General features: G+C 71.5%; 18 protein-coding genes, 2 tRNA genes and 1 pseudogene. 10 read left to right on the forward strand and 11 right to left on the reverse strand.

The window, feature by feature from the left end:
• Positions 1 to 54 precede the first annotated feature (54 nt).
• Both ACO03V_RS06055 and ACO03V_RS06060 read left to right on the forward strand, forming a co-directional pair.
• On the forward strand, positions 55 to 435 hold the full coding sequence (locus ACO03V_RS06055) for a hypothetical protein (protein WP_423136976.1): 381 nt from the start codon (positions 55 to 57) through the stop codon (positions 433 to 435).
• Between the two features lie 256 nt (positions 436 to 691).
• Positions 692 to 1,708: pseudogene (locus tag ACO03V_RS06060) on the forward strand (recombinase family protein); the annotation flags it as partial.
• A 556-nt stretch (positions 1,709 to 2,264) separates the two neighbouring features.
• Here the strand turns inward: ACO03V_RS06060 and ACO03V_RS06065 are convergent.
• From ACO03V_RS06065 to galU, 4 genes are all read right to left on the reverse strand, one after another.
• Positions 2,265 to 2,340, reverse strand: a tRNA-Ala gene (locus ACO03V_RS06065).
• Between the two features lie 190 nt (positions 2,341 to 2,530).
• Positions 2,531 to 3,661 carry a large exoprotein gene (locus ACO03V_RS06070; protein ID WP_423136977.1) on the reverse strand — a complete coding sequence of 377 codons (1,131 nt, stop codon included), beginning with the start codon at positions 3,659 to 3,661 and terminating at the stop codon, positions 2,531 to 2,533.
• A gap of 116 nt (positions 3,662 to 3,777) precedes the next feature.
• Entirely contained in the window at positions 3,778 to 4,404 is a 627-nt protein-coding gene (locus tag ACO03V_RS06075; protein ID WP_367726262.1) for a GNAT family N-acetyltransferase, read from the reverse strand.
• A gap of 15 nt (positions 4,405 to 4,419) precedes the next feature.
• Complete coding sequence (gene galU, locus ACO03V_RS06080; RefSeq protein ID WP_367726261.1) at positions 4,420 to 5,310, reverse strand: UTP--glucose-1-phosphate uridylyltransferase GalU; 891 nt, start codon at positions 5,308 to 5,310, stop codon at positions 4,420 to 4,422.
• A 63-nt stretch (positions 5,311 to 5,373) separates the two neighbouring features.
• Between galU and ACO03V_RS06085 the strand changes: the two genes are divergently transcribed.
• From ACO03V_RS06085 to mscL, 3 genes are read left to right on the forward strand one after another with little or no spacing between them, the layout of a single operon-like run.
• Positions 5,374 to 5,967 (forward strand): 5-formyltetrahydrofolate cyclo-ligase, encoded by a 594-nt coding sequence (locus tag ACO03V_RS06085; protein WP_423136978.1) that lies wholly within the window; start codon positions 5,374 to 5,376, stop codon positions 5,965 to 5,967.
• 21 nt (positions 5,968 to 5,988) lie between these two features.
• Positions 5,989 to 6,279 carry an FmdB family zinc ribbon protein gene (locus tag ACO03V_RS06090; RefSeq protein ID WP_423136979.1) on the forward strand — a complete coding sequence of 97 codons (291 nt, stop codon included), beginning with the start codon at positions 5,989 to 5,991 and terminating at the stop codon, positions 6,277 to 6,279.
• Positions 6,280 to 6,313: 34 nt separating this feature from the next.
• Positions 6,314 to 6,730 carry a large conductance mechanosensitive channel protein MscL gene (gene mscL, locus ACO03V_RS06095; protein ID WP_367726258.1) on the forward strand — a complete coding sequence of 139 codons (417 nt, stop codon included), beginning with the start codon at positions 6,314 to 6,316 and terminating at the stop codon, positions 6,728 to 6,730.
• Positions 6,731 to 6,776: 46 nt separating this feature from the next.
• On the opposite strand, the gene ACO03V_RS06100 is transcribed toward mscL, so the two are convergent.
• On the reverse strand, positions 6,777 to 7,094 hold the full coding sequence (locus tag ACO03V_RS06100) for a hypothetical protein (RefSeq protein WP_423136980.1): 318 nt from the start codon (positions 7,092 to 7,094) through the stop codon (positions 6,777 to 6,779).
• A gap of 6 nt (positions 7,095 to 7,100) precedes the next feature.
• Positions 7,101 to 10,799, reverse strand: coding sequence for an AAA family ATPase (locus ACO03V_RS06105; protein WP_423137129.1), 3,699 nt, complete (start codon positions 10,797 to 10,799; stop codon positions 7,101 to 7,103).
• A gap of 200 nt (positions 10,800 to 10,999) precedes the next feature.
• On the opposite strand from ACO03V_RS06105, the gene ACO03V_RS06110 reads away from it, so the two are divergent.
• Positions 11,000 to 11,533 (forward strand): methylated-DNA--[protein]-cysteine S-methyltransferase, encoded by a 534-nt coding sequence (locus ACO03V_RS06110; RefSeq protein WP_367726256.1) that lies wholly within the window; start codon positions 11,000 to 11,002, stop codon positions 11,531 to 11,533.
• An 80-nt stretch (positions 11,534 to 11,613) separates the two neighbouring features.
• Here ACO03V_RS06110 and ACO03V_RS06115 read toward each other — a convergent pair whose 3' ends face one another.
• Together ACO03V_RS06115 and ACO03V_RS06120 are read right to left on the reverse strand one after the other, a co-directional pair.
• Entirely contained in the window at positions 11,614 to 13,230 is a 1,617-nt protein-coding gene (locus ACO03V_RS06115) for a solute symporter family protein (RefSeq protein ID WP_367726255.1), read from the reverse strand.
• Positions 13,227 to 13,580 (reverse strand): DUF485 domain-containing protein, encoded by a 354-nt coding sequence (locus ACO03V_RS06120; RefSeq protein WP_367726254.1) that lies wholly within the window; start codon positions 13,578 to 13,580, stop codon positions 13,227 to 13,229. The genes ACO03V_RS06115 and ACO03V_RS06120 overlap by 4 nt, the downstream gene beginning before the upstream one ends.
• 84 nt (positions 13,581 to 13,664) lie before the next feature.
• Between ACO03V_RS06120 and ACO03V_RS06125 the strand changes: the two genes are divergently transcribed.
• From ACO03V_RS06125 to ACO03V_RS06135, 3 genes are all read left to right on the forward strand, one after another.
• Positions 13,665 to 14,573 carry a helix-turn-helix transcriptional regulator gene (locus ACO03V_RS06125; protein ID WP_367726253.1) on the forward strand — a complete coding sequence of 303 codons (909 nt, stop codon included), beginning with the start codon at positions 13,665 to 13,667 and terminating at the stop codon, positions 14,571 to 14,573.
• 113 nt (positions 14,574 to 14,686) lie between these two features.
• The gene (locus ACO03V_RS06130) at positions 14,687 to 14,971 is read left to right on the forward strand and encodes a Fe-S cluster assembly protein HesB (protein ID WP_423136981.1); all 285 of its coding nucleotides are present in this window, start codon (positions 14,687 to 14,689) and stop codon (positions 14,969 to 14,971) included.
• 154 nt (positions 14,972 to 15,125) lie between these two features.
• Positions 15,126 to 16,418 (forward strand): hypothetical protein, encoded by a 1,293-nt coding sequence (locus ACO03V_RS06135; protein ID WP_423136982.1) that lies wholly within the window; start codon positions 15,126 to 15,128, stop codon positions 16,416 to 16,418.
• A 34-nt stretch (positions 16,419 to 16,452) separates the two neighbouring features.
• Here the strand turns inward: ACO03V_RS06135 and ACO03V_RS06140 are convergent.
• A tRNA-Arg gene (locus ACO03V_RS06140) sits at positions 16,453 to 16,528 on the reverse strand.
• A complete protein-coding gene (locus ACO03V_RS06145; RefSeq protein ID WP_423137130.1) occupies positions 16,491 to 17,282 on the reverse strand; it encodes an NRDE family protein in 792 nt (263 codons plus the stop codon). The genes ACO03V_RS06140 and ACO03V_RS06145 overlap by 38 nt, the downstream gene beginning before the upstream one ends.
• Positions 17,283 to 17,413: 131 nt before the next feature.
• Here ACO03V_RS06145 and coaBC point away from each other — a divergent pair, with 131 nt between their 5' ends.
• Entirely contained in the window at positions 17,414 to 18,616 is a 1,203-nt protein-coding gene (coaBC, locus tag ACO03V_RS06150) for a bifunctional phosphopantothenoylcysteine decarboxylase/phosphopantothenate--cysteine ligase CoaBC (RefSeq protein WP_423136983.1), read from the forward strand.
• Between the two features lie 141 nt (positions 18,617 to 18,757).
• Here the strand turns inward: coaBC and ACO03V_RS06155 are convergent, their stop codons facing one another.
• Positions 18,758 to 19,939, reverse strand: a complete 1,182-nt coding sequence (locus ACO03V_RS06155) for a DUF2510 domain-containing protein (RefSeq protein ID WP_423136984.1) — start codon at positions 19,937 to 19,939, stop codon at positions 18,758 to 18,760.
• Positions 19,940 to 20,016 lie beyond the last annotated feature (77 nt).

Raw genomic sequence — 20,016 nt, forward strand, 5'->3', positions numbered from 1 at the left:
AACAACCCGGAGACGCCCCAGCGGCCCCGGCCGACCTCATGAAAGGAGGCGACCATGCGCATCACCAACACCAACGAGACAGGTTCAGAAAGGAGGGACGGCGCGGTCGCCGCCTTGATCCTCATCGAGAACATGACGACCAGACGATCGCCGGCACGGTACGGATACCTCACGGTCGATAAGCAGTGCGAGATGGCAGAAGCCGAAGCCCAGCGCCACGGCCTGCATCTTCGACGGCTCATCACCCTGTGCGACATCCCGCCCCGCGACCAGCGAACACGCCTGGCCAACATCCTCGACTGCCTCAAGGAGCACCCGGCACACACCCTCATCGTACCGAGCCCCTCGTACCGTGGATTCAAGAAGACCGCCATCAGAAAGCACCAACGCGTGCTCGAACGACACGGCACCACTCTCCTACTCGAGGAGCAGTGAGGTCACCACGTGGGGCCAGACGCGCAGCCAGCCGCCTGGCCCCACGCTCCATCGCCCGAGGACGGAGCGCGCCCTCGGATGGTCAAGGTTTTCGCAGGTCAGCGATGACAAAACCACATCGCCACACATCTCGACTTAATAGGTGAAGTGAGCGTAAATCAAGAGGCCGCGTCCGCTCAACTGGCGGCCAGAAAGGAGCAGTCATGTACGACACCGCAGCCCCGCCCGGGGCCACTATACAACAAAACTCACCGCCGTGTCCTATCTCCGGGTTTCGACGAGTCAGCAAGCCGAACGAGATGGCGACCCCGAGGGGTACAGCCTGCCCGCACAGCGAGAAGCGAACCGACGCAAGGCTGGTTCACTTGGCGCCGAGATCGTCGAGGAGTTTGTCGACCGCGGCGAGTCCGCGAGGTCCGCCGATCGCCCAGATCTGCAGAGAATGTTGACGTTCATCGCTGAGCACCAAGTGGACTTCGTCATCGTCCACAAGGTCGACCGACTCGCCCGGAGTCGAGCGGACGATGTCGCGATCAACCTGGCCATCCAGAAAGCAAAGGCGCGCCTCGTTTCCGTCAGCGAGAACATCGACGAGACACCCTCAGGAATGCTTCTTCACGGCATCATGAGCTCGATCGCCGAGTTCTACTCTCGGAACCTCGCCAACGAAGTCGTCAAAGGCATGAGCCAGAAGGCAAAGACGGGTGGCACCACTGGCAAGGCGCCCATCGGATACAAGAACCGCGCGGTGATCAACGATGAGGGTCGCGAAGTCCGAACCGTAGTCATCGACGATGACCGTGCCCCGCTTCTGCGATGGGCCTTCACCGCCTACGCGTCCGGAGACTTCACCATCACGCAGCTCGTGGACGAACTCACCGCTCGTGGGCTCGCCACTCCCCCAACGCCGAAGCGCGCTGCGCACCCACTCACCCCAGGCCAGCTTTACAACATCCTCACCAACCCGTACTACATGGGCATCGTGAAGTTCCAGGGTGTCAGCTATCCGGGGCGGCACCAGCCGCTTACCGATGAGAAGACATGGCAGAAGTGCCAGCAGATGCTCGAGTCACGATCGACTGGCGAGAAGGCCCGCATTCACAACCACTACTTGAAGAGTTCGGTTTTCTGTGGGCCGTGCCAGAGCCGTCTGATCATTCACTACTCGACGAACCGCTCTGGTGCGACCTACCCGTACTTCGTCTGCGTCGGTCGACACCAGAAGCGGACCGAGTGCACGATGTCCGCCGTCAACATCCACGAGGTCGAGCGACAGATTGAGACCCTGTACAAGCTCGTCGTGCTGACCCCCGAGGCGGCAGAGCGAACAGAGACTCATCTACGCACCGTCTTGGAAGAGGGATCCGAAGCAGCGAAGCGGACCCAGAGAGAGCTTCTGAACCAGCAGGCTCGCCTGATGGAGCGCAGCAAAAAGCTACTCGACGGTCACCTCGAGAGCACAATCCCAAGCCAGCTCTACCGGGATGAACAGGAACGCATCAACCGTGAGATGGCAGTCATCAGCGATCGACTCGACGCCCTGCAAACCGAGTTTCACGCGCTGGAACAGAATCTCGATGACGCGATGGCACTGATTGAGAATTGCTATGAGGCCTACGTGCGCGCCCCAGACTCTCTACGGCGCACCTTCAATCAAGCTTTCTTCAAGCGCATCCTCATCACTCGCGACGAGGGAGCGGAGGGCGAGCTAGCTGAGCCGTTCGCCACGATCGTGACTGCGACCCAAAACACTAGCGGCGCCTCTCCTAACGGAGAAGCGCCGCGAACAAATGGCTCTTACAAGGTCACTTGTTCTAAAGAGACCAATTTGGTGGACCTGAGGGGATTCGAACCCCTGACCTCTTCATTGCGAACGAAGCGCGCTACCAACTGCGCCACAGGCCCTGACAACCCCGCAACACTATCACGGGCCGCGGGACGTCCCCCAACCGGTTCACCCCCCGGGCGTGCCGCGGTCCGGCGTCGCACGGAACTCGGAGAAAGAGGCAGACCTCGCAGAGTCAGCCGCGCATTCTGCGAGAACCGTGCAGAACTGCGAGATCGGGAGCGCGGACGGACGCGGCCCCAGCGGCACTCAGGCGGTGGCGGCGCGTCGCTCGAGCAGCCGGCGGACGTGGTCCTCGATCTCGGCGTCGTCGACGTAGCCCATGCCCGCGTACGGCGACGCGGCGGCCGGACGCGCGGTCTCGATCGGCGTGGGCGCGGCGGCGGCGATGTCCCGGGCGACCGCCTGCTCGCGCGCAGCCGCGCGCAGGGCCTCGCGGGCGGCCTGCTCGTCCAGCACGGCAGCGGCGCGCGACCCGGCCGACGCCACGAGGGGCCGCGGCAGCTCGCGCGGCGTCCACGTGGGCTTGGGGGTGGCGACGACGGCGAAGTCCGGCACGGGGGTCGCGACTCGCGGCGCGGCCACCGCGACGGGCCGGACGTCCGTGCGGCGGGCGACGCGCGACAGGCGCTGGAGAAGGCTTCCGGATGCCACGACGACGGCGCCACCGACGAGGATCAGGGCCGCGACGTTCAGTGTCACCCCGACGCCGAGGGCGACGGCGCCCGCGAGTGCGAGAGTGCTGAGGGTCAGACGGAATCGGCGACGGGCACGAGCACGGCGCGTCTCGGGCCCGCCCGCGGCGGCCTCGCGCTCCCGGCGCGCACGCTGCACCGCGAGAGCGTGCTCCGCGCGCTTGTGGGCCACGGCGGCGGCGCGCTCGGCCTTGGCCGTCTCGGCGGCGGCGGCGCGCTCGGCCTTCGCGATCTCGACGGCGGCCTCCCGCTCGACCTTCGCGATCTCCGCCGCGGCGGCGCGCTCGGCCTTTGCCAACTCGACGGCGGCCTGACGCTCCGCCTTCGCGAGGGCCAGGTCGGCGGCGCGCTGCTCCTTGACGAGGTCGCGGTCGCGGGCGCTCTCGACCCGCGCGATCTCCAGGCGCGCCTTGGCCTCCGCGAGCTCGGTCGCGGCCTTCTGCGCCTGGATCTGCTTCGCGAGCTTCTGCTGCTGGTGGGCGGTGCGGGCGGTGAGCTCGAGGTGGATCTCGCGGGGCGTCTCGGACGTCTCCGCCAGGACGCGCAGCGCCTGCCCGAGTCGCACGGCGTTCCGCTCCGCGGAGGTGAACCGGTGACGGCTCTGCCAGGACGGCAGGAGGTACACCAACCACAGCGCGACCGCGACGAGGACGATCACCCCACCGCCGAGAACCTGCCCACCCATGGCACCACGTTAGGTCACGCGAGGGTCACCATTCGGCATCCCTCCGCGTGTCGCCGCCGAATCCGCCGCGAAGCCGCCTGTCGGCGCGGGGAACGCCGGCCGACGCGCGCGAGGCCTCAGGACACGCGGTCGGACGGGGGCACGCGCGCCGCGTCGGGCGGCACCTGCCCGCGCACCCACCGGTCGAGCACGCCGTTCGGCACCTCTTCGCGGACGAGCGCGAAGGAGTAGTGGTCGCGCCAGTCGCCGTCGATGTGGATGTACCGGCGGCGGAGCCCTTCGTACCGGAAGCCGAGCTTCTCGACGACGCGCAGGCTGGCGTGGTTCTCGGGCCGGATGCACACCTCGATGCGGTGCAGGTTGAGCTCGGTGAAGCACATGTCCGTGGCCATGGCCACGCCGATCGTCGTGATGTTGCGACCGGCGAAGCGCTCGCTGACCCAGTACCCGACCGTCGCGGACGACAGCGACCCGCGCGCGACGCCCCACACGTTCAGCTGCCCGGCGACCTCGTCGCCCCACTCCATGACGAGGGGGACGCCGAGGCCGTCGCGGAACTGCTGCAGCAGGCGCTTGACGCCGAGGCGCATGTCGAACGACACGGGCCCGTCGGGGTTCGTCGCCTCCCACCGTTTGAGCCACGCACGGTTGTCGATCAGCTCCTGCTGCAGGATGCGGGCGTCGCGGTTGCGGATGAGGCGGATCGACACCTCACCGTGCCGTCGCGGAACGGAGAGATCCATAACGTCGGGGCCGGATCAGAGACCCGCCGCGAACTCCTTGAACCAGGGACGGAGCTCGGCACCGAGGTCGTCGCGGTCGGCCGCGAGCTGCACGATCGCCTTGATGTAGTCGACGCGGTCGCCGGTGTCGTAGCGCCGGCCGCGGAAGACAACGCCGTACACGCCGCCGCCGTCGCCGCCGCCCGTCGCCAGCTCCTCGAGCGCGTCGGTCAGCTGGATCTCGCCACCCTTGCCCGGCTCGGTGTGCTCGAGGATGTCGAACACGTCGGGTCCGAGCACGTAGCGACCGATGATGGCGAGGTTCGAGGGGGCGTCCTCGGCCTTGGGCTTCTCGACGAGCTGCGTGACCTTGACCACGTCGTCCACCTCGGTCGCCTCGACCGCGGCGACGCCGTACAGGTGGATGTGCTCGGGGTCGACCTCCATGAGGGCGATGACGGTCGCGCCGCGCTTGTCGTACTCCGACATCATCTTCGTCAGCAGCGGGTCGCGCTCGTCGATGAGGTCGTCGCCCAGCAGGACGGCGAACGGGTGGTCTCCCACGTGGCTGCGGGCGCGGAGGACGGCGTGGCCGAGGCCCTTGGGCTCACCCTGCCGGACCATGTGGATGTCGGCGAGGTCGGACGAGTGCTCGACCTTGGCGAGCTTGTCACTGTCGCCCTTCTCGCGCAGCTTGGCCTCCAGCTCCGGCATGGAGTCGAAGTGGTTCGCGATGTTGTTCTTGTTGCGGCCGATGATGATCAGCACGTCCTCGATGCCGGCGCCGGTCGCCTCCTCGACGACGTACTGGATGGCGGGCTTGTCGACGACGGGGAGCATCTCTTTCGGCATCGCCTTGGTGGCGGGAAGGAAGCGAGTACCGAGTCCTGCGGCCGGAATCACGGCCTTGAAGGGCTTGTTGGGCATGGCGATACCCTAGCGCTGCCGTATGACACCGCGGTGTCGGGACGCGCAATTACACTTACCTCCATGCCGGACAGCATCGAGCAGGCCAAGCGCGCGCTGCGCGCGGATCTGCGCGAACGACGCCACACCGTCTCGGCGCAGGCGCGGGAGACGGCCGAGGCGGGGATCACCGCCCAGCTCGACGCGCTCGTGGATCGCCTCGGCGCCCGCAGCATCTCCTGCTACCTCTCGACGACCACCGAGCCGAGCACCCGCGCCTTCATCACGGGGGCCGTCGCCCGCGGCATCCGGGTCCTCCTGCCCATCACCCGCGAGGACGGCCTGCTCGACTGGACCGTCGCGACCCCCGACTCCGAGGTGGGCGAGGGGCTCTTCGGAGTGCCCGAGCCGGTCGGCGACGTGCTCGGACCCATCGCCGTCAACGACGTCGACCTCCTCGTCATCCCCGCCGCCGCCGTCGACCGCCACGGGATGCGGCTCGGCTGGGGTCGCGGCTACTTCGACAAGACCATCGGATCGATGGAGAAGTGCCCGCCCGTCTACGCCGTCATCTTCGACTCGGAGCTCGTGGACGACGTCCCCCGCGATGTGCACGACCAGCCCGTCTCGGGCGTCGTGACCCCCACCCGCACGATGTCCCTCGACGCCGCGTCCTGAAAACACCCGAAGGATCACCCGATGCCCACGTACGCCTACGCCTGCAAGCAGTGCGGTCACCGCTTCGACGCGGTCCAGTCCTTCTCCGACGCCGCCCTCGTCGAGTGCCCCGAGTGCGGGGGCGAGCTGCGCAAGCAATACGGCTCGATCGGCGTCACCTTCAACGGCTCGGGCTTCTACCGCACCGACTCGCGCGGCGGATCGAAGACGACGGATGCCGCCGGCTTGAGCAGCAGCAGTGGCAGCGGCAGCGCATCTTCGACATCATCGAAGTCGGAATCGAAGACGTCCGCGTCGTCCTCGGCATCCTGAGCCCCGGTCGGCGCGGCACGAAAGGGTGCAGCGCATGATCAAGGGATTCAAGGAGTTCATCCTCCGCGGGAACGTCATCGACCTCGCGGTCGCGGTGGTGATCGGCGCGGCGTTCACCGCCGTCGTCAACGCCATCGTCAGCTCCATCATCACCCCACTCATCGAGGTGTTCTACCGTCCGGCGGAGGACGGCTCGCTCGGGCCGACCATCACGGGGATCTACGGCCAGCAGGTCACGTTCCCCCTGCCGGCGCTCCTGTCGGCGATCGTCAGCTTCTTCGCCGTGGCCCTGGTGGTCTACTTCGTGTTCGTCTACCCGATGAACCGGTGGAAGGCCCGCGCGGCCGCCCGCGCCGGCGTGCAGAAGGAGGCGGAGGAGCCGAAGCTCCCCACCGAGCAGGAGCTGCTCGTGCAGATCCGCGACCTGCTGGAGCGACAGCCCCGCGCATGAGGTGACGAGGGCCGCCCCGGGATCGGATCCCCGGGGCGGCCCTCGATCAATAGTGCGGGGGGACGTCCTGCCGCAAGCGGTCGTCGTTGGGACCGGATGCCACGGGCGTGACCGGCCGCCCCCGCGTGCGATCGTCCGCCGGTGCCGGCTCCGCGCTGGTCCCGGGTGCCGGGAGGAGGCGGGCACGCCGCGCTCCCCCGACCTTCACGACGCGCTGCCGCGGCCCCTGCGGGGTCGTCGACGCGTCGTCGGGCGCGGCGGGGACGCCGGGGACGGGATCGCTCGTCGCGGCGTCGGACGGGGACGCGCTCGGCTCGGCCGTGGACGGAGCGCCCGGGTGGGCGGCATCCGGAGTCTCGTTCATCGTCCCTCAGTCGGGGAGGTCGAGCTGCTCGGTCGTCGCGCCCGTCGGCGGCTCGTCCGAGACGACGCCGAGGAGCTCCGCGATGCGGGCCGCGACGCCCGCGGGGTCGCTGTACAGGTCGAACGCGTGGACGCGCACGTAGTGCCATCCCAGGCGGCGCAGGATCTGCGGGCGCAGGCGCAGGGTCTCGCGCAGCGACTCGCCGATCGTCTCCGGATCGCTCTCGGCGACGACCGCCTTGCCCTTGTACCGCGCGACGAGCGGGAGCAGACCGCGGTAGTCGACGTCGACGGTCACGCCGAGGTGCCGCAGCTCGCGCGCGAGGGCGCGGGTGAGCGGGTCCGCGAGGTCCTCGAGGCGGCTCTCGCGACCGCGGGCCGCGACGTTGCCGAGGATGCCCATCAGCGTCGCGGCGCCGTGCTCCAGGCGACCGTCGTCGAACGCGGACGGCCGGATAGAGGAGACGATGACCATCGACCGCCGCGCGCGGGTCATGCCGACCGTGAGCAGTCGCTCGCCGTCCGGGGTGGACAGGTCGCCGAAGTCGCTGAGGACGCGCCCGTGCCGGGTGAGGCCGAACCCGAGCGAGAACACCACGCGGTCGCGGCTCTCGGCGACGGACTCCTCGAGCGTCAGGACGGCGAAGGGCTCCGCCGCGTCGCGCGAGACGAACGCGGCGACGTCGGACCGGCCGGCCAGGGCCGCCTCGACCGCGGCGCGCACGCGCTCGGCGTGCCGACGGCTGGCCGTGACGACCATGAGCGACTCCGACGCGCGGTTGACGGCGTGCTCCACGACGAGGGTCACCACGCGGGCGACCTCGGCGTCGGGGCTCTCCACCGCGCCGGTGATCGGATCGGGGGTACCCGTGCCTCCCTCGACGTAGTCGACGCTCAGGCTGCCGCGGCCCAGGTACGACCCGGCCCAGGGCAGCGACACGATCTCGCCGCCGTAGAAGGCGTCGTTGACGAGCTCGGCGAGATCCTCGCCGCCGGCGCGGTAGCTGCGGGTGAGCGTCTCGACCGGCAGCAGCTCGGCCACGCGTTCGAACACGGAGGTCTCGTCGAACGGCACCTCGACGTCGTCCTCGACTCCTGCCGAGATCGCCGCGCTGACGCGGAACGGGGTCGGCTTCTGCGTGACCGGGTCGCCGAACAGCACGACCTGCCGCGCCCTGCGGAGGGCAGGGGCCGCCTCGGACAGGCACAGCGCGGCGGCGTCGGCGACGATCACCACGTCGAACGCGAGATCGTGCGGGACGTCGGGCACCTCATAGGGAGAGGCCAGCCACACGGGGGCGAGGGTGCGCAGCAGCGTGGGCGCGGCATCCGAGATCTCCTGCGCGGTGTGCAGGCCGTCCTTGAGGACGTTCTTCAGCGCGGCCGCCTCGTGGGCGTGGTCGACGATGCCGATCCGCCACTGCGTGGCCAGCTTGGTCGCCAGCAGCGGTCCCGCGGCGGCGGCGTGCGCCTCGTCGACGAGGCGGAAGTCGCGTTCGAGGCGGTCGACGACGGTCGTGTTGGCGCCGAGCAGCGCACGATCGGTGCGCAGCAGGTGCTCGAGGGCGGACTGCCACCAGGCGAACTCGAGCTCGGCGCCGACCCGCTCCTCGGGGACGTGCCGCACGGACAGCTCGACCAGCAGCGGTTCGAGGCCGAGACGGGCGAGCTCCGAGCGCAGCTGCGCGCGCTCGACGAGGTTGTCGAAGAAGGTGGACTCCGCGGCGAGGCCGGCGAGCGTTCGGACGAGGCGCTGCACGGGCAGGGTCGCCAGGCGGTCCGAGCCCTGTCGTCCGAGCACGGCGTCCAGCTCCGCCAGGAGCGAGTCGACCCGCTGCCATCCGACGTGCACGTCGCCCAAGCCCAGCGGCACCTCCGGGGTCACCCCGGCGTCGACGACCCGCTGCCACTCGGTGCGCTGCTGCTGGATGCGGACGAGGGCGTCGTACATGTCGGGGACGTGCACCCCCGGGCGCACGTACTCCTTCGACAGCCGGCGGAGACGGCGACGGTTGGGCCCGCTCATCGCGGAGCCGTCGCGACGCGGCGAGTGCGCATCGATGAGCTCGCCGAGGGGGCGTTCGAAGACGGTGGGGCTGAAGCGGTCGAGCGACTCGCGGATGCCCTGCAGCAGCTTGAGGTACGCGCCCAGCTCGGACACCGTCTGGAACGGGCGCATGCGCGTCTGCGCGATGAGCTCGTAGCCGCGCTCGAGCAGGCGGGGGACGTCCTGGGCGTGCAGCTTGGCCGCCAGGTCGTGGGCGGCGCGCGCGTCCTCGGTGCGGGTGAAGCTCACGCCGTACCACGGCGAATCGTCGGGCCCGAAGCGGAACTCGCCGAGACGCGCGGCCGTGGCGAGCGCGCGGGCCGCCGCGTCGCGGCGACCGGCCAGGCGCTCCAGCGTGGAGAGGTCGAGTCGCGCCTCGGTCGAGGGCGCGTGGTCCCCGGATGCCAAGGCGGTGAGGGCGCGGAGGATGTCCAACGCGGACACCCCGAGCGCGAGGTGCGGCTCGGTCACCGCGGAACGGTAGTCACGGAGGACCGCGCGCAGGCGCACGAGCGCGTCGTCGATGTCGGCGACCTTGGGCTGCTCGGCCTTCTCGTTGCGCCCGATCGCGCGGATGAGGTCGCGGCGCACGTGACGCGGGGTCACGGCGAGGCCCGCGAGGCCGATGCCCGCCAGGCGGTGCCGGATGCCGTCGAGGGTCGAACGGCGCGCGCTGACCACCAGCACGCGCTTGCCGTCGTGCACGAGCTGGCCGACGGCGTTGATGACCGTCTGCGTGCCGCCGGTGCCGGGGAGGGTGTGGACGGAGAGGGAGTGCCCGGCGGAGATGCGCGCGAGGACGCGTTCCTGTTCCGCGTCCGCGTCCAGCAGCAGCGTGTCGGCCGCGGGCGTCCGCTCGTCGGGGCTCAGCACCGTCGGCTCGTCGCGACGGACCGTGACGCGCTCGCGGTCGTCGACGTGACCGGCCAGCGCGTTCAGCAGCGGGTCGTCGAGGTCGTGCGTGTCGCGCGACATCCCGGAGGCCACGTCGGCGAAGGACGAGATGACCAGACGCGGGTGCACGACGAACGTGGGGATGTGCGTCGTGAGCCGGCGGAGATGGTCGATGACGGGCTGCGGCTTGAAGACGCCCTGGTCGTACGCGAGACCGGCGAGCGCCGCGCTGTCGATCTGGATGCCGAAGTGGGTGCGGAAGGCGCGGGCGAGCTCGGGGTTCATGACGAACGCGCCGTGGAGCTTGAGCTCGAAGTCGCCGTTGTGGCGGCGGATGGCCAGCGGACGCAGGAGCACGGGGGCGGACCACTCCACTCCCCCGACCTTCCAGCCGGCGAGGCCGACGGCCAGGTGCACCGGCTCCAGCCCGCGCGCCGTGCGCAGCTCGACGTTCTTCGCGGTGATCCGCTCCGCGGCCATGCGCGCCGTGCGCAGGGCCACCTCGTCGCGGAAGAGGTTGGAGAGCATCGTCGCGCGGCCGGTGATGAACTGCGGGAGGGACCCCGGGTGGGCCTTGGTGATGTCGATACCGGCGTCGAGGGCGTCGTCGAAGCGCAGGAGGGTCGACCTCCCGCCGAGGACCGCGGCCTCGGCGCGGATGCGGTCACGCTCGGGGTCGGCGACGTGGCGCACCACGATGCCGGGCTCCGACAATCGCAGCTCGCCCGGATCGACGGACGACGTCTCGTCACCCTCCGCGCCCATCACGGCGCCACCCTCAGCTCGCCACACGTCTGCCAGACTAGGCGGCGTCTCCGACGATCGCCTGTAGTCAGGCCGAGTTTCGCCGGATCGGACACGCCGACGGATCGGCCGTTCCTCCCCAGCATGCGAACGAGCGGAACCGTCCACGGAACGACGCGGAGGCCCAGCGGGCGGTGGACCGGGATGGACAGGATGACCCCATGAGCAGAATCACCCGCACCATCCACGACACCCCGGTCGGCCCCGCCGTCCTCGTCTTCGTCGACGACGCGCTCGTCTCGCTCGACCTCGCCCACGACGGGATCGACGTGTCCCTCGCGGCTCTCGGCCCGCGTCTGGGCGTGCTGCCCGAGCCGGACGACGCCCCGGCGGCCGCCCTGTGCGCGCAGCTCGACGAGTACTTCGCCGGAACGCGGCGGCAGTTCGAGGTCGCGCTGGACTGGCGACTGATCGGCGGCTTCGCCCGCGAGGCCCTCGAGACCGTCCGCGGGATCCCCTACGGCGAGACGGCGTCCTACGGCGAGGTCGCCGTCATGGCCGGCGCTCCCCGTGCCGCACGCGCCGTCGGCACCGCCTGCGCCAAGACGCCGTTCTCCCTCGTCGTCCCGGTGCACCGGGTCGTCCGCTCCGACGGATCCATCGGCGAATACGGCGGGTACCCCGAGGTCAAGCGGGCGCTCCTCGACCACGAGAGCCGCGTCCTGCTCGGGCGGAGCCTGCGCATCCCCGCCTGACGCGGGCCGGAGACGCGCCGCCCGCGGACGCGGACGGGGCCGGGAGCATGACGCCCCCGGCCCCGCCTCGTCGCACAGCCTCAGTGGCTGGTGGCCTTCTCGGCCCCGTGCCCCGTGAGGGAGCGCACGTCCATCTCGGCCGCCTTGCGCGGATCCTCCCGGCGGGAGGAGGTGATCGAGCCGAGCCATCCGAGCAGGAAGCCCAGCGGGATCGACACGATGCCCGGGTTGTTCAGCGGCCAGATCGCCACGCCCGTGTTCGCGAAGACGCTCGTCGGCCCGCCCCAGAACACCGGCGAGAGGAGGATCAGCACGAGCGCCGACCCCAGCCCGCCGTACATGCTCCACACCGCGCCGCGGGTGGTGAAGCGGCGCCAGAAGAGCGAGTAGAGGATCGTCGGCAGGTTGGCCGAGGCCGCCACGGCGAAGGCGAGCGCGACCAGGAACGCGACGTTCTGCCCCTGCACGCCGATGCCGCCGACGATCGCCAGCACGCCGATGACGATGACCGTCCGACGGGCGACCTTGACCTCGCCGTCCGGCGGGACGTCGCCCTTCTTGACGACGTTGGCGTAGATGTCGTGTGCGAACGACGCCGCCGCCGTGATGGTCAGACCCGCCACGACCGCCAGGATCGTCGCGAACGCCACCGCCGAGATGAAGCCGAGCAGGATCGGCCCGCCGAGCGCGAGGGCCAGCAGCGGCGCGGCCGCGTTCACTCCTCCGGGTGCGGCGAGGATCGTCTCCGCCCCCACGAGTGCGCCGGCGCCGTAGCCCAGGACGAGGGTGAGGATGTAGAACAGCCCGATCAGCCAGATGGCCCACACCACCGAACGCCGGGCCTCCTTGGCCGTCGGCACGGTGTAGAAGCGCATCAGCACGTGCGGGAGTCCCGCGGTGCCGAGCACGAGGGCCAGAGCGAGCGAGAGGAAGTCCCACGGGTTGGCGCCGTACTGCAGGCCCGGGCCGAGGATCGCCTCTCCCTTGGGCGAGGCCGCGACCGCGCTCTCGAGCAGGGTGTTCAGGTTGAACCCGTTGATCGCGAGCACCCAGATCGTCATGACCAGCGCGCCGCCGATGAGCAGGAACGCCTTGACGATCTGCACCCAGGTCGTGCCCTTCATCCCGCCGATGAGCACGTAGACGATCATCAGGACGCCGACGACGGCGACGACGATCGACTGCCCGACCCGCTCGGTGATGCCGAGCAGCAGCGAGACCAGACCGCCGGCACCGGCCATCTGGGCCAGCAGGTAGAAGAAGCAGACGGCGAGGGTGGTGATGGCCGCCGCCATCCGCACCGGTCGCTCCTGCAGGCGGAACGACAGCACGTCCGCCATCGTGAACTTGCCGGTGTTGCGCATCAGCTCGGCGACGAGCAGCAGGGCGACCAGCCAGGCCACCAGGAATCCGACGGAGTAGAGGAACCCGTCGTAGCCGTTGATCGCGATCGCGCCGCAGATGCCGAGAAAGGACGCGGCCGACAGGTAGTCGCCCGCGATGGCGAAGCCGTTCTGCGGACCGGTGAAGGACCGGCCGGCGGCGTAGTAGTCGGCCGCCGTCTTGCTGTTGCGGCTGGCCCGGATGACGATGAACAGCGTCACCGCCACGAACGCCCCGAAGATCGAGATGTTCAGGATGGGGTTGTTCTCCACCGTCTGCACGGCGGCGTGCACGGAGCCGAAGACCTCGTTCATGCCTCACCCCTCTCGGAGCGCTCGAGGTCGGTGCGCATCTGCTCGGCCAGCGGGTCCAGCCGGCGGTTGGCGTACGCGACGTAGCCCATGGTGATGGCGAACGTCGTGACGAACTGGCCGAGGCCGATGAGCAGGCCCACCGTGATGGCCCCCGACACCGGCTGCGCCATGAACCCCGGCGCGAACGACGACAGCAGCACGTAAGCGAAGTACCAGACGAGGAACGCGACCGCGAACGGGAACACGAAGCTGCGCTGACGCCTCTTCAACTCCCGGAACGGCGCGGACTCCTCGACCGCGATGTAGTCGATGGCACCCTTCGGGGAACCGTCGATCCGACTGTCCGTCATGTGGCCTCCTTGCCTCATGAATCCCCGGCGCCGCACTGCACCGGAAGGGGATATGACCGGGTGGGCCGTGGCATCCCCGGTGGTATGGTCGACGCTACGAAAGGCGGCGACGGAGCCGTCACCCCCGGAAGTAGGTACTGCGTGCAGGCCCCCGCCACCGTTGCCGATGACGCCTCCCTCGTCGCGACCGCCGTGGTCGAGCTCGCCCGGCGCACGCACTTCCCCGTCGCCTTCGGCGGCCTGGAGCACAACGGCGCCGTCCACGTCTCCTCGATCGTCGGCGCGCGCACGCGCAGCATCGAGGGCCTCGTCGTCCACGCGGAGCGCGGTCTCGGCGGGAGGGCGCTCGTCGAACGACGTCCCCGGCTGACGCTCGACTACCGCACGGCCCGGTCCATCACCCACGACTACGACCGCGCCATCCTCGGCGAGGGCATCGCGACGCTCTTCGCCGTCCCGGTGCTCGTCGGCGGGGCCGCCCGCGGTGTGCTGTACTGCGGCTCCTGGGCCCAGGCGCCCCTCGGCGAGCGCGAGGCGCGTCCGGCTTTCGACGTGGCCGGCGAGCTCGGCACGGAGCTGCGCGTGCGGGCCGAGGTCCAGCGGCGGATGTCGGCCCTGCCGTCCGCGGACGAGGGCATCGGGCCCGCCGCCCGCGAGGAGATCCGGCAGAGCTACGCCCAGCTCCGCAGCATCGCCGCGACGGTCGGCGACGGCGACGTGCGCCGGCGGTTGGAGGAGCTCGAGGCGCGCCTGGCCGCCCTGTCGGGCGACGCCCCCGAGGTCCGGGACGCCCCCGACGTGCACCTCTCCCGTCGCGAGATCGACGTGCTCGCGTGCGCGGCCGTCGGCTCGACGAACGGCGAGATCGGCGAGGCCCTGCACCTGCGCGAGACGACGGTCAAGTCCTATCTCGCCTCGGCGATGGCGAAACTGGACGCATCGACGCGTCACGCCGCCGTCGCCCGCGCGCGCCGCGCCGGGCTGCTGCCCTGAGCCGGCTGCGACCTCCGTGAGAGAACGCTGGCAATGACGCCCTCAGGTTGACCCTCCTTCCCGATCTCGGAATCGTGGCTGACTCCTGACGTCGACACAGAAGGAGAGTCGCCATGCTGACACTCACGGAAGAGGCCACCAGCGCCGTCAAGACGATCACCGCCCAATTCCCGGATGCCGCCCAGGGCGGCGTCCGCATCGAGGGAGCGGGCTCCCCCGAGTCGCAGTTCCGGCTGTCCGTCGTGGCCGAGCCGGAGCCCGCCGACGCCGTCGTGGAGAACCAGGGCGCCCGCGTGTTCCTGGACACGGATGCCGCCGAGGTCCTCGACGACCGCGTCCTCGACGCGCAGCTCGACGGGCAGGGCGGCGTGCAGTTCGCCGTCACCGAGCAGGCCTGACCGCCGCGCGGTCCTCACGATGCCCCGGCCGCGTGCCGGGGCATCGTCGTGTCCGGGTCTTCCCGGCTCGTCGCGCGCCGTTTGTTCACCTCCGTGCCGGATGCTGGGAGCGAGCCCGCTCGGACGCCCCGGCGTCCCCGACCCGGAGGACCACGTGCCCACCGCATCCGCCCGTCGCCGCGCCCTCGCGGTGCTGGCGGCGGTGGTCGCCTCGGTGCTGACGGCGACGCCGGCGACGGCGGCGACCGGTTCCGACGGGCCCCGGCCCGGCGTGTCGACCTTCGACCCGCGCCCGCAGGACGCCGCGGGACCGGGAGCCCCCGGCATCCAGGATTCCGCCCAGCTCGCGCCCGTCGTCCGGGCCGGCGACCGCGTGCTGTTCGTCGGCAACAGCTTCACGCAGGGGTTCGAGGAGCCGACCGTGTCGTACGGCAGCGGCACCGTCGACGATCTGAACGACAGCGGCACCGGCGGGGTGCCGGGCATCGTGTCGCGGCTGTCCGCCGATCTCGGCGTGCCGCTGGACATCAGCCTCGAAGCCGTCGGCGGGCAGTCGCTCCAGTGGCACCTGGAGAACCGGCCGCACGTCTTCGACGAGCCCTGGGACGCCGTCGTCGCCCAGGAGTTCAGCCTGTCCGCGCTCCCTGCCGCGCACGGCGGGTCGAGCGCGTCGTTCCACGCCGCGGCCCGGACGATGCACGAGCGGGTCCGCGCCGCCTCGTCGGCCACCCGGACGGTGCTGTTCGAGACGTGGGCGTCGCCGACGAGCGTCCGCCTGCAGGGGTACGGGGAGGGCCCGTCGGCCCTCCGGGCGATGCAGGACGACCTCGACGCCGCCTACGCGGACGAGGCGCTCACCACGGGGTGGACGCGCACCGCTCCCGTGGGGGCCGCCTTCGTCCGCGCGGTGGAGGAGGGCGCCGCCGACGGCACCCCGGCGGACGGCGTCGCCCCCGGCACGGCACGGCTGTGGAGCGCGCAGGACGATCGCCACGCCGCCGCGGCCGGGAGCTACCTCGCCGCCGCCGTCCTGACGGCGACGCTGACGCACCGCAATCCCCAGCTGCTGCCCGTCGGCCCCGGCAGCGCCGCGTCCGAGCTCGGCCTCGATGCCCGGACGGCCGCGGCGCTGAACCGCGTGGCCGCGGAGTCGGTCCCCGTCCCGCTCGCCGTGGACGCGGTGTCGCGCGACGTGTGCTCACCGCGGGCGAGCGTCGTGCGCGTGCAGGTGCGCAACCACGACGACGTGCCCGTGCGGGTGCGGGTGCCGGGAGTCCGCGGCATCCCGAATCCCGTCGTCCAGCCGGACGGGGAGACCGTCGTCGCCGTGCCGGTGAACCGCCGTCAGCGCCTCCCGTCGCCCTTGAGCGTCAGCGACGCCGCGGACGGGCGGACCGATCGCACGTCGGTGCGCATCTCCGCGGAAGGGTGTCTCGGCGGCGGTTGAGGGGTAGGCGCTCCCCAGATGGGGAGGCGGCCGGTGGTGCCCCCGACAGGATTCGAACCTGCGACGCCCGCGTTAGGAGTGCGGCGCTCTATCCCCTGAGCTACGGAGGCGGACGTCCTCCAGCCTACTGCGCCCCCACGAGCGCGCGAGCAGGCGGTCCTGGATGCCGCCGTCCCACTCCCCCGGCTCGGACAGCGCGGCCTCGCGCACCTCGATGCCGTCGGGGCCGACGCTGGCCGTGCACACGAGGAGGGACTCGAGGACGTGCTGGTCGTGGGCGTCGCGACGCAGCACGGACGACGACGGGTCCGCGGTCCCGGCCGCGACCACGTCCAGCCACGGTGTGAACCAGGCGGCCCCGTCCGCGAGTCCGGCGGCGCGGAACTCCGGCAGCCAGCGGGCGATGCGGGGCGTCCCCGGGTCGTCGACCGCATGGTGGGCGACCATGTGCGTGCCCGGCTGCAGACGGCTGCGACGCGACACGACGCCGTCCCATTCCACGAGGTGCGCGCCGGCGGCATCCACCTCGACGAGATTGAACCCGCGGGTGGGCGGGGTCGCGGGGAGCCCCCCGGACACGGCGGACAGAGGGATGCCGCCCCGGCTGACGACCTCGTCGTCGCGGCGGTCCGAGAGGTCTTCGCGGTTCAGCAGCACGGCGAGACGCCCCGCCGCGAGATCCACGGCGAGCCAGGCGCCGCCGGCGCGGTCGTCGCGGACGCCGAGGACGTCCCCGTGCTCGGGCCACCACGGGCCGAGACCGCGCCAGGGACGGTCGCGTTCCTCGTCGCGGACGGCGAGCAGATGGACGGGGTCGCGCGGGTCGACCGGGACGTCGATGACGACGGTGCACACGGCATCCACGCTACCCGCGCGCCGCGCTGCCGGGCCCGTCCGCCGGCTCGTCCGGATCCCGGCGGGCCCGTCTCCCGAGGTCGGGGCAGGAAACGCTCCGCCGGGAGGAGAGGAATGCGCGGACCTGGAAGACTGGGACGATGTTCGTCGTCGTCGGGGTCACCGGGGGAATCGCCGCCTACAAGACCGTCAGCCTCGTGCGGCTGCTCGTGAAGGCGGGGCACGACGTGCACGTCATCCCCACCGACGACGCGCTGCGCTTCGTCGGCCTGCCGACGTGGGAGGCGCTCAGCCGCAACCCCGTCACGACGTCGGTGCACGACGACGTCGCCAAGGTGCGGCACGTCGCGCTCGGCCAGTCCGCCGACCTCGTGATCGTCGCCCCGGCCACCGCGAACACCCTCGCCGCGATGACCGCCGGACTGGCCTCCGACCTCCTCGGCACGACGCTGCTGGCGACCACCGCCCCCGTCGTCGTGGCTCCGGCCATGCACACCGAGATGTGGCGGCACCCCGCGACGACGCACAACATGCGGGTGCTGCGCGAACGCGGCGTCCACGTCGTCGGTCCCGCCGACGGCGTGCTCACCGGAGGCGACTCGGGACCCGGGCGGATGTCGGAGCCGGAGGACATCGTCACCGCAGCGCTCGCGCTCGTCGAGCGTCCCCGCGATCTGGACGGCCTGTCGGTCGTCGTCAGCGCCGGCGGCACGCGCGAGCCGATCGACCCCGTGCGCTTCCTCGGCAACCGCTCGAGCGGACGCCAGGGAGTGGCCCTCGCCCGCGCCGCCGTCTCGCGCGGCGCGCGCGTGACCCTCGTGGCCGCGCACCTCGAGGCCGACGTCGTCCCCGATCCTCGGGTCGAGGTCGTCCGCGTCGGTACGGCCGCGGAGATGCAGAGGGCGATGGATGCCGCCTCCCCCGACGCCGATGTCGTCGTCATGGCCGCGGCCGTGGCGGACTACTCCGTCGCCGCGGTGTCCGAGCGCAAGCTCAGCAAGGACCGCACCGGCGGCGACACGCTGACGCTGGAGCTCGTGGAGAACCCCGACATCGTCGCGGGTCTGGCGAGCCGCCGCCGGCCCGGCCAGACGATCGTCGCGTTCGCGGCCGAGACCGTCGCCGACGAGGCGGAGCTCCTGGAGCGCGCGCGTGCCAAAGCCGCACGCAAGGGCGTGGATCTGCTCGCCGCCAACGCGGTGGGGTGGACGCAGGGCTTCGAGTCGCGGGAGAACGCCGTGGTCGTCGTCACCGGGGCCGGGGACGTCGTCAGCCGGGCGGCCGGGTCGAAGGACGAGACAGCCGACGCGCTCTGGGACGCCATCGCCGCGGCCCGCGGCTGACTCCTCGGCAGTGCGCCCGGCCGCAGCGACGGAGAACGCCGCGGCATCCTCCTCCCCGCCTCTCGCTCCGCTCACGCGACGCGGTGTCCCGGGATGCGGACGGCCCCGGTCGCCGAAGCGCCGGGGCCGTCCGCCGGGGGCTCAGTACGCGCCGATGCCCGCCTGCTGCATGATGACGAACGTCCGGTCGAGCAGCCACAGGACGAACACCGTGCCGATGATGAACGCCAGGGCCGTCGAGGCGATCCACACCCACAGGGGGGCGAGCCCCTTGCCCGTCTGCCGGCGGACGACGACGCTACGGCCGATGATGTACACCGCGTTCGTGCTGATCGCCAGGATGAGGAAGCTCCACGCCCAGTGGAACGGACGGTCGACGCCCCGCGCGCGCAGGGTGCGCCAGTCGAGGAACGAGAACACGACGACCGCGGCGTTCAGCAGCAGCGCGAGCAGCGTGAAGCCGGAGATGGTCCCGAGGAAGGCGAGCGATCCGGCGCTCGACGAACCGTAGATCGAGCTGTACACGGACGCCTCGATGGCGCCCGTCCAGTCGAAGAGGAACAGCGACAGGGTGCTGACCAGGGGCAGCACGGCCAGCAGCCAGATCCAGACGGTGGTGGGGTCGCCGGCCCGCGCGGGGGTCGATGCCCCTCCGGTCGGGGAGGCGGAGTATCCGGCGGCCGCACCGTACCCGGCCGCGGCGCCGTATGCGGGAGCGGCGGCGCCGTACGGGGTGGTCGGAGAGCTGCCGTACCCGCTCGCCGGGGCGGAGCCGCCGGGCGGCGGGACGGGGGCGCCGCTGGAGTACGGCGGCGGGACGGGCGCGCCGCTGGAGTACGCGGGCGGGGTCAGGGGTGCCGGCGGTGCGGGACGGTCGCGGTCGGCGGCCTCCGCGTCCCAGGCGGCGGTGCGGTCACGGCGGGCGTCGGCGTCCTCGGCACCGTCGTGACGGCCGTCCGCCGCGTCGCCGCCCTCGTGCGGAGCGGCGTCGCCGCCCTCGTGACGGACGTCGGCCGCATCGCGACGGGCGTCGGTGGTCGGCGCGGCGGCGTCGACGGGCGCGGGGTGCACGGGCGCGGCGTCGGACGACGTCTCGTGGGCGGACGCGGGGTGCGCCGGCGCGGCATCGCCGAAGGCGACCGCCGGCTCCTCGGCCGACGGTGCGGTCCCGGCGTCCGCGGAGCTGTCCGCGGCGTCGGGCGCGGGAGCGTGAGCGGGCGGACGCAGCTCGTCGGTCCAGCTCGTCCCGTCCCAGCGGCGCAGGTCGCCGCTGCCGGCGGGGTCGGGATACCAGCCCTCGGGCGGGTTGGGCGTGTCGGTCATGTCGCTCCCTCGGAACCGGGTCTCGGAGCCCCGAGTCTAGTGAGGGCGCCCATGCACGGCCCGGAGCCGGGCGGGCT

It is taken from the genome of Microbacterium sp. HMH0099 (assembly GCF_049384025.1).
In the GTDB taxonomy this organism is placed as follows: domain Bacteria; phylum Actinomycetota; class Actinomycetes; order Actinomycetales; family Microbacteriaceae; genus Microbacterium.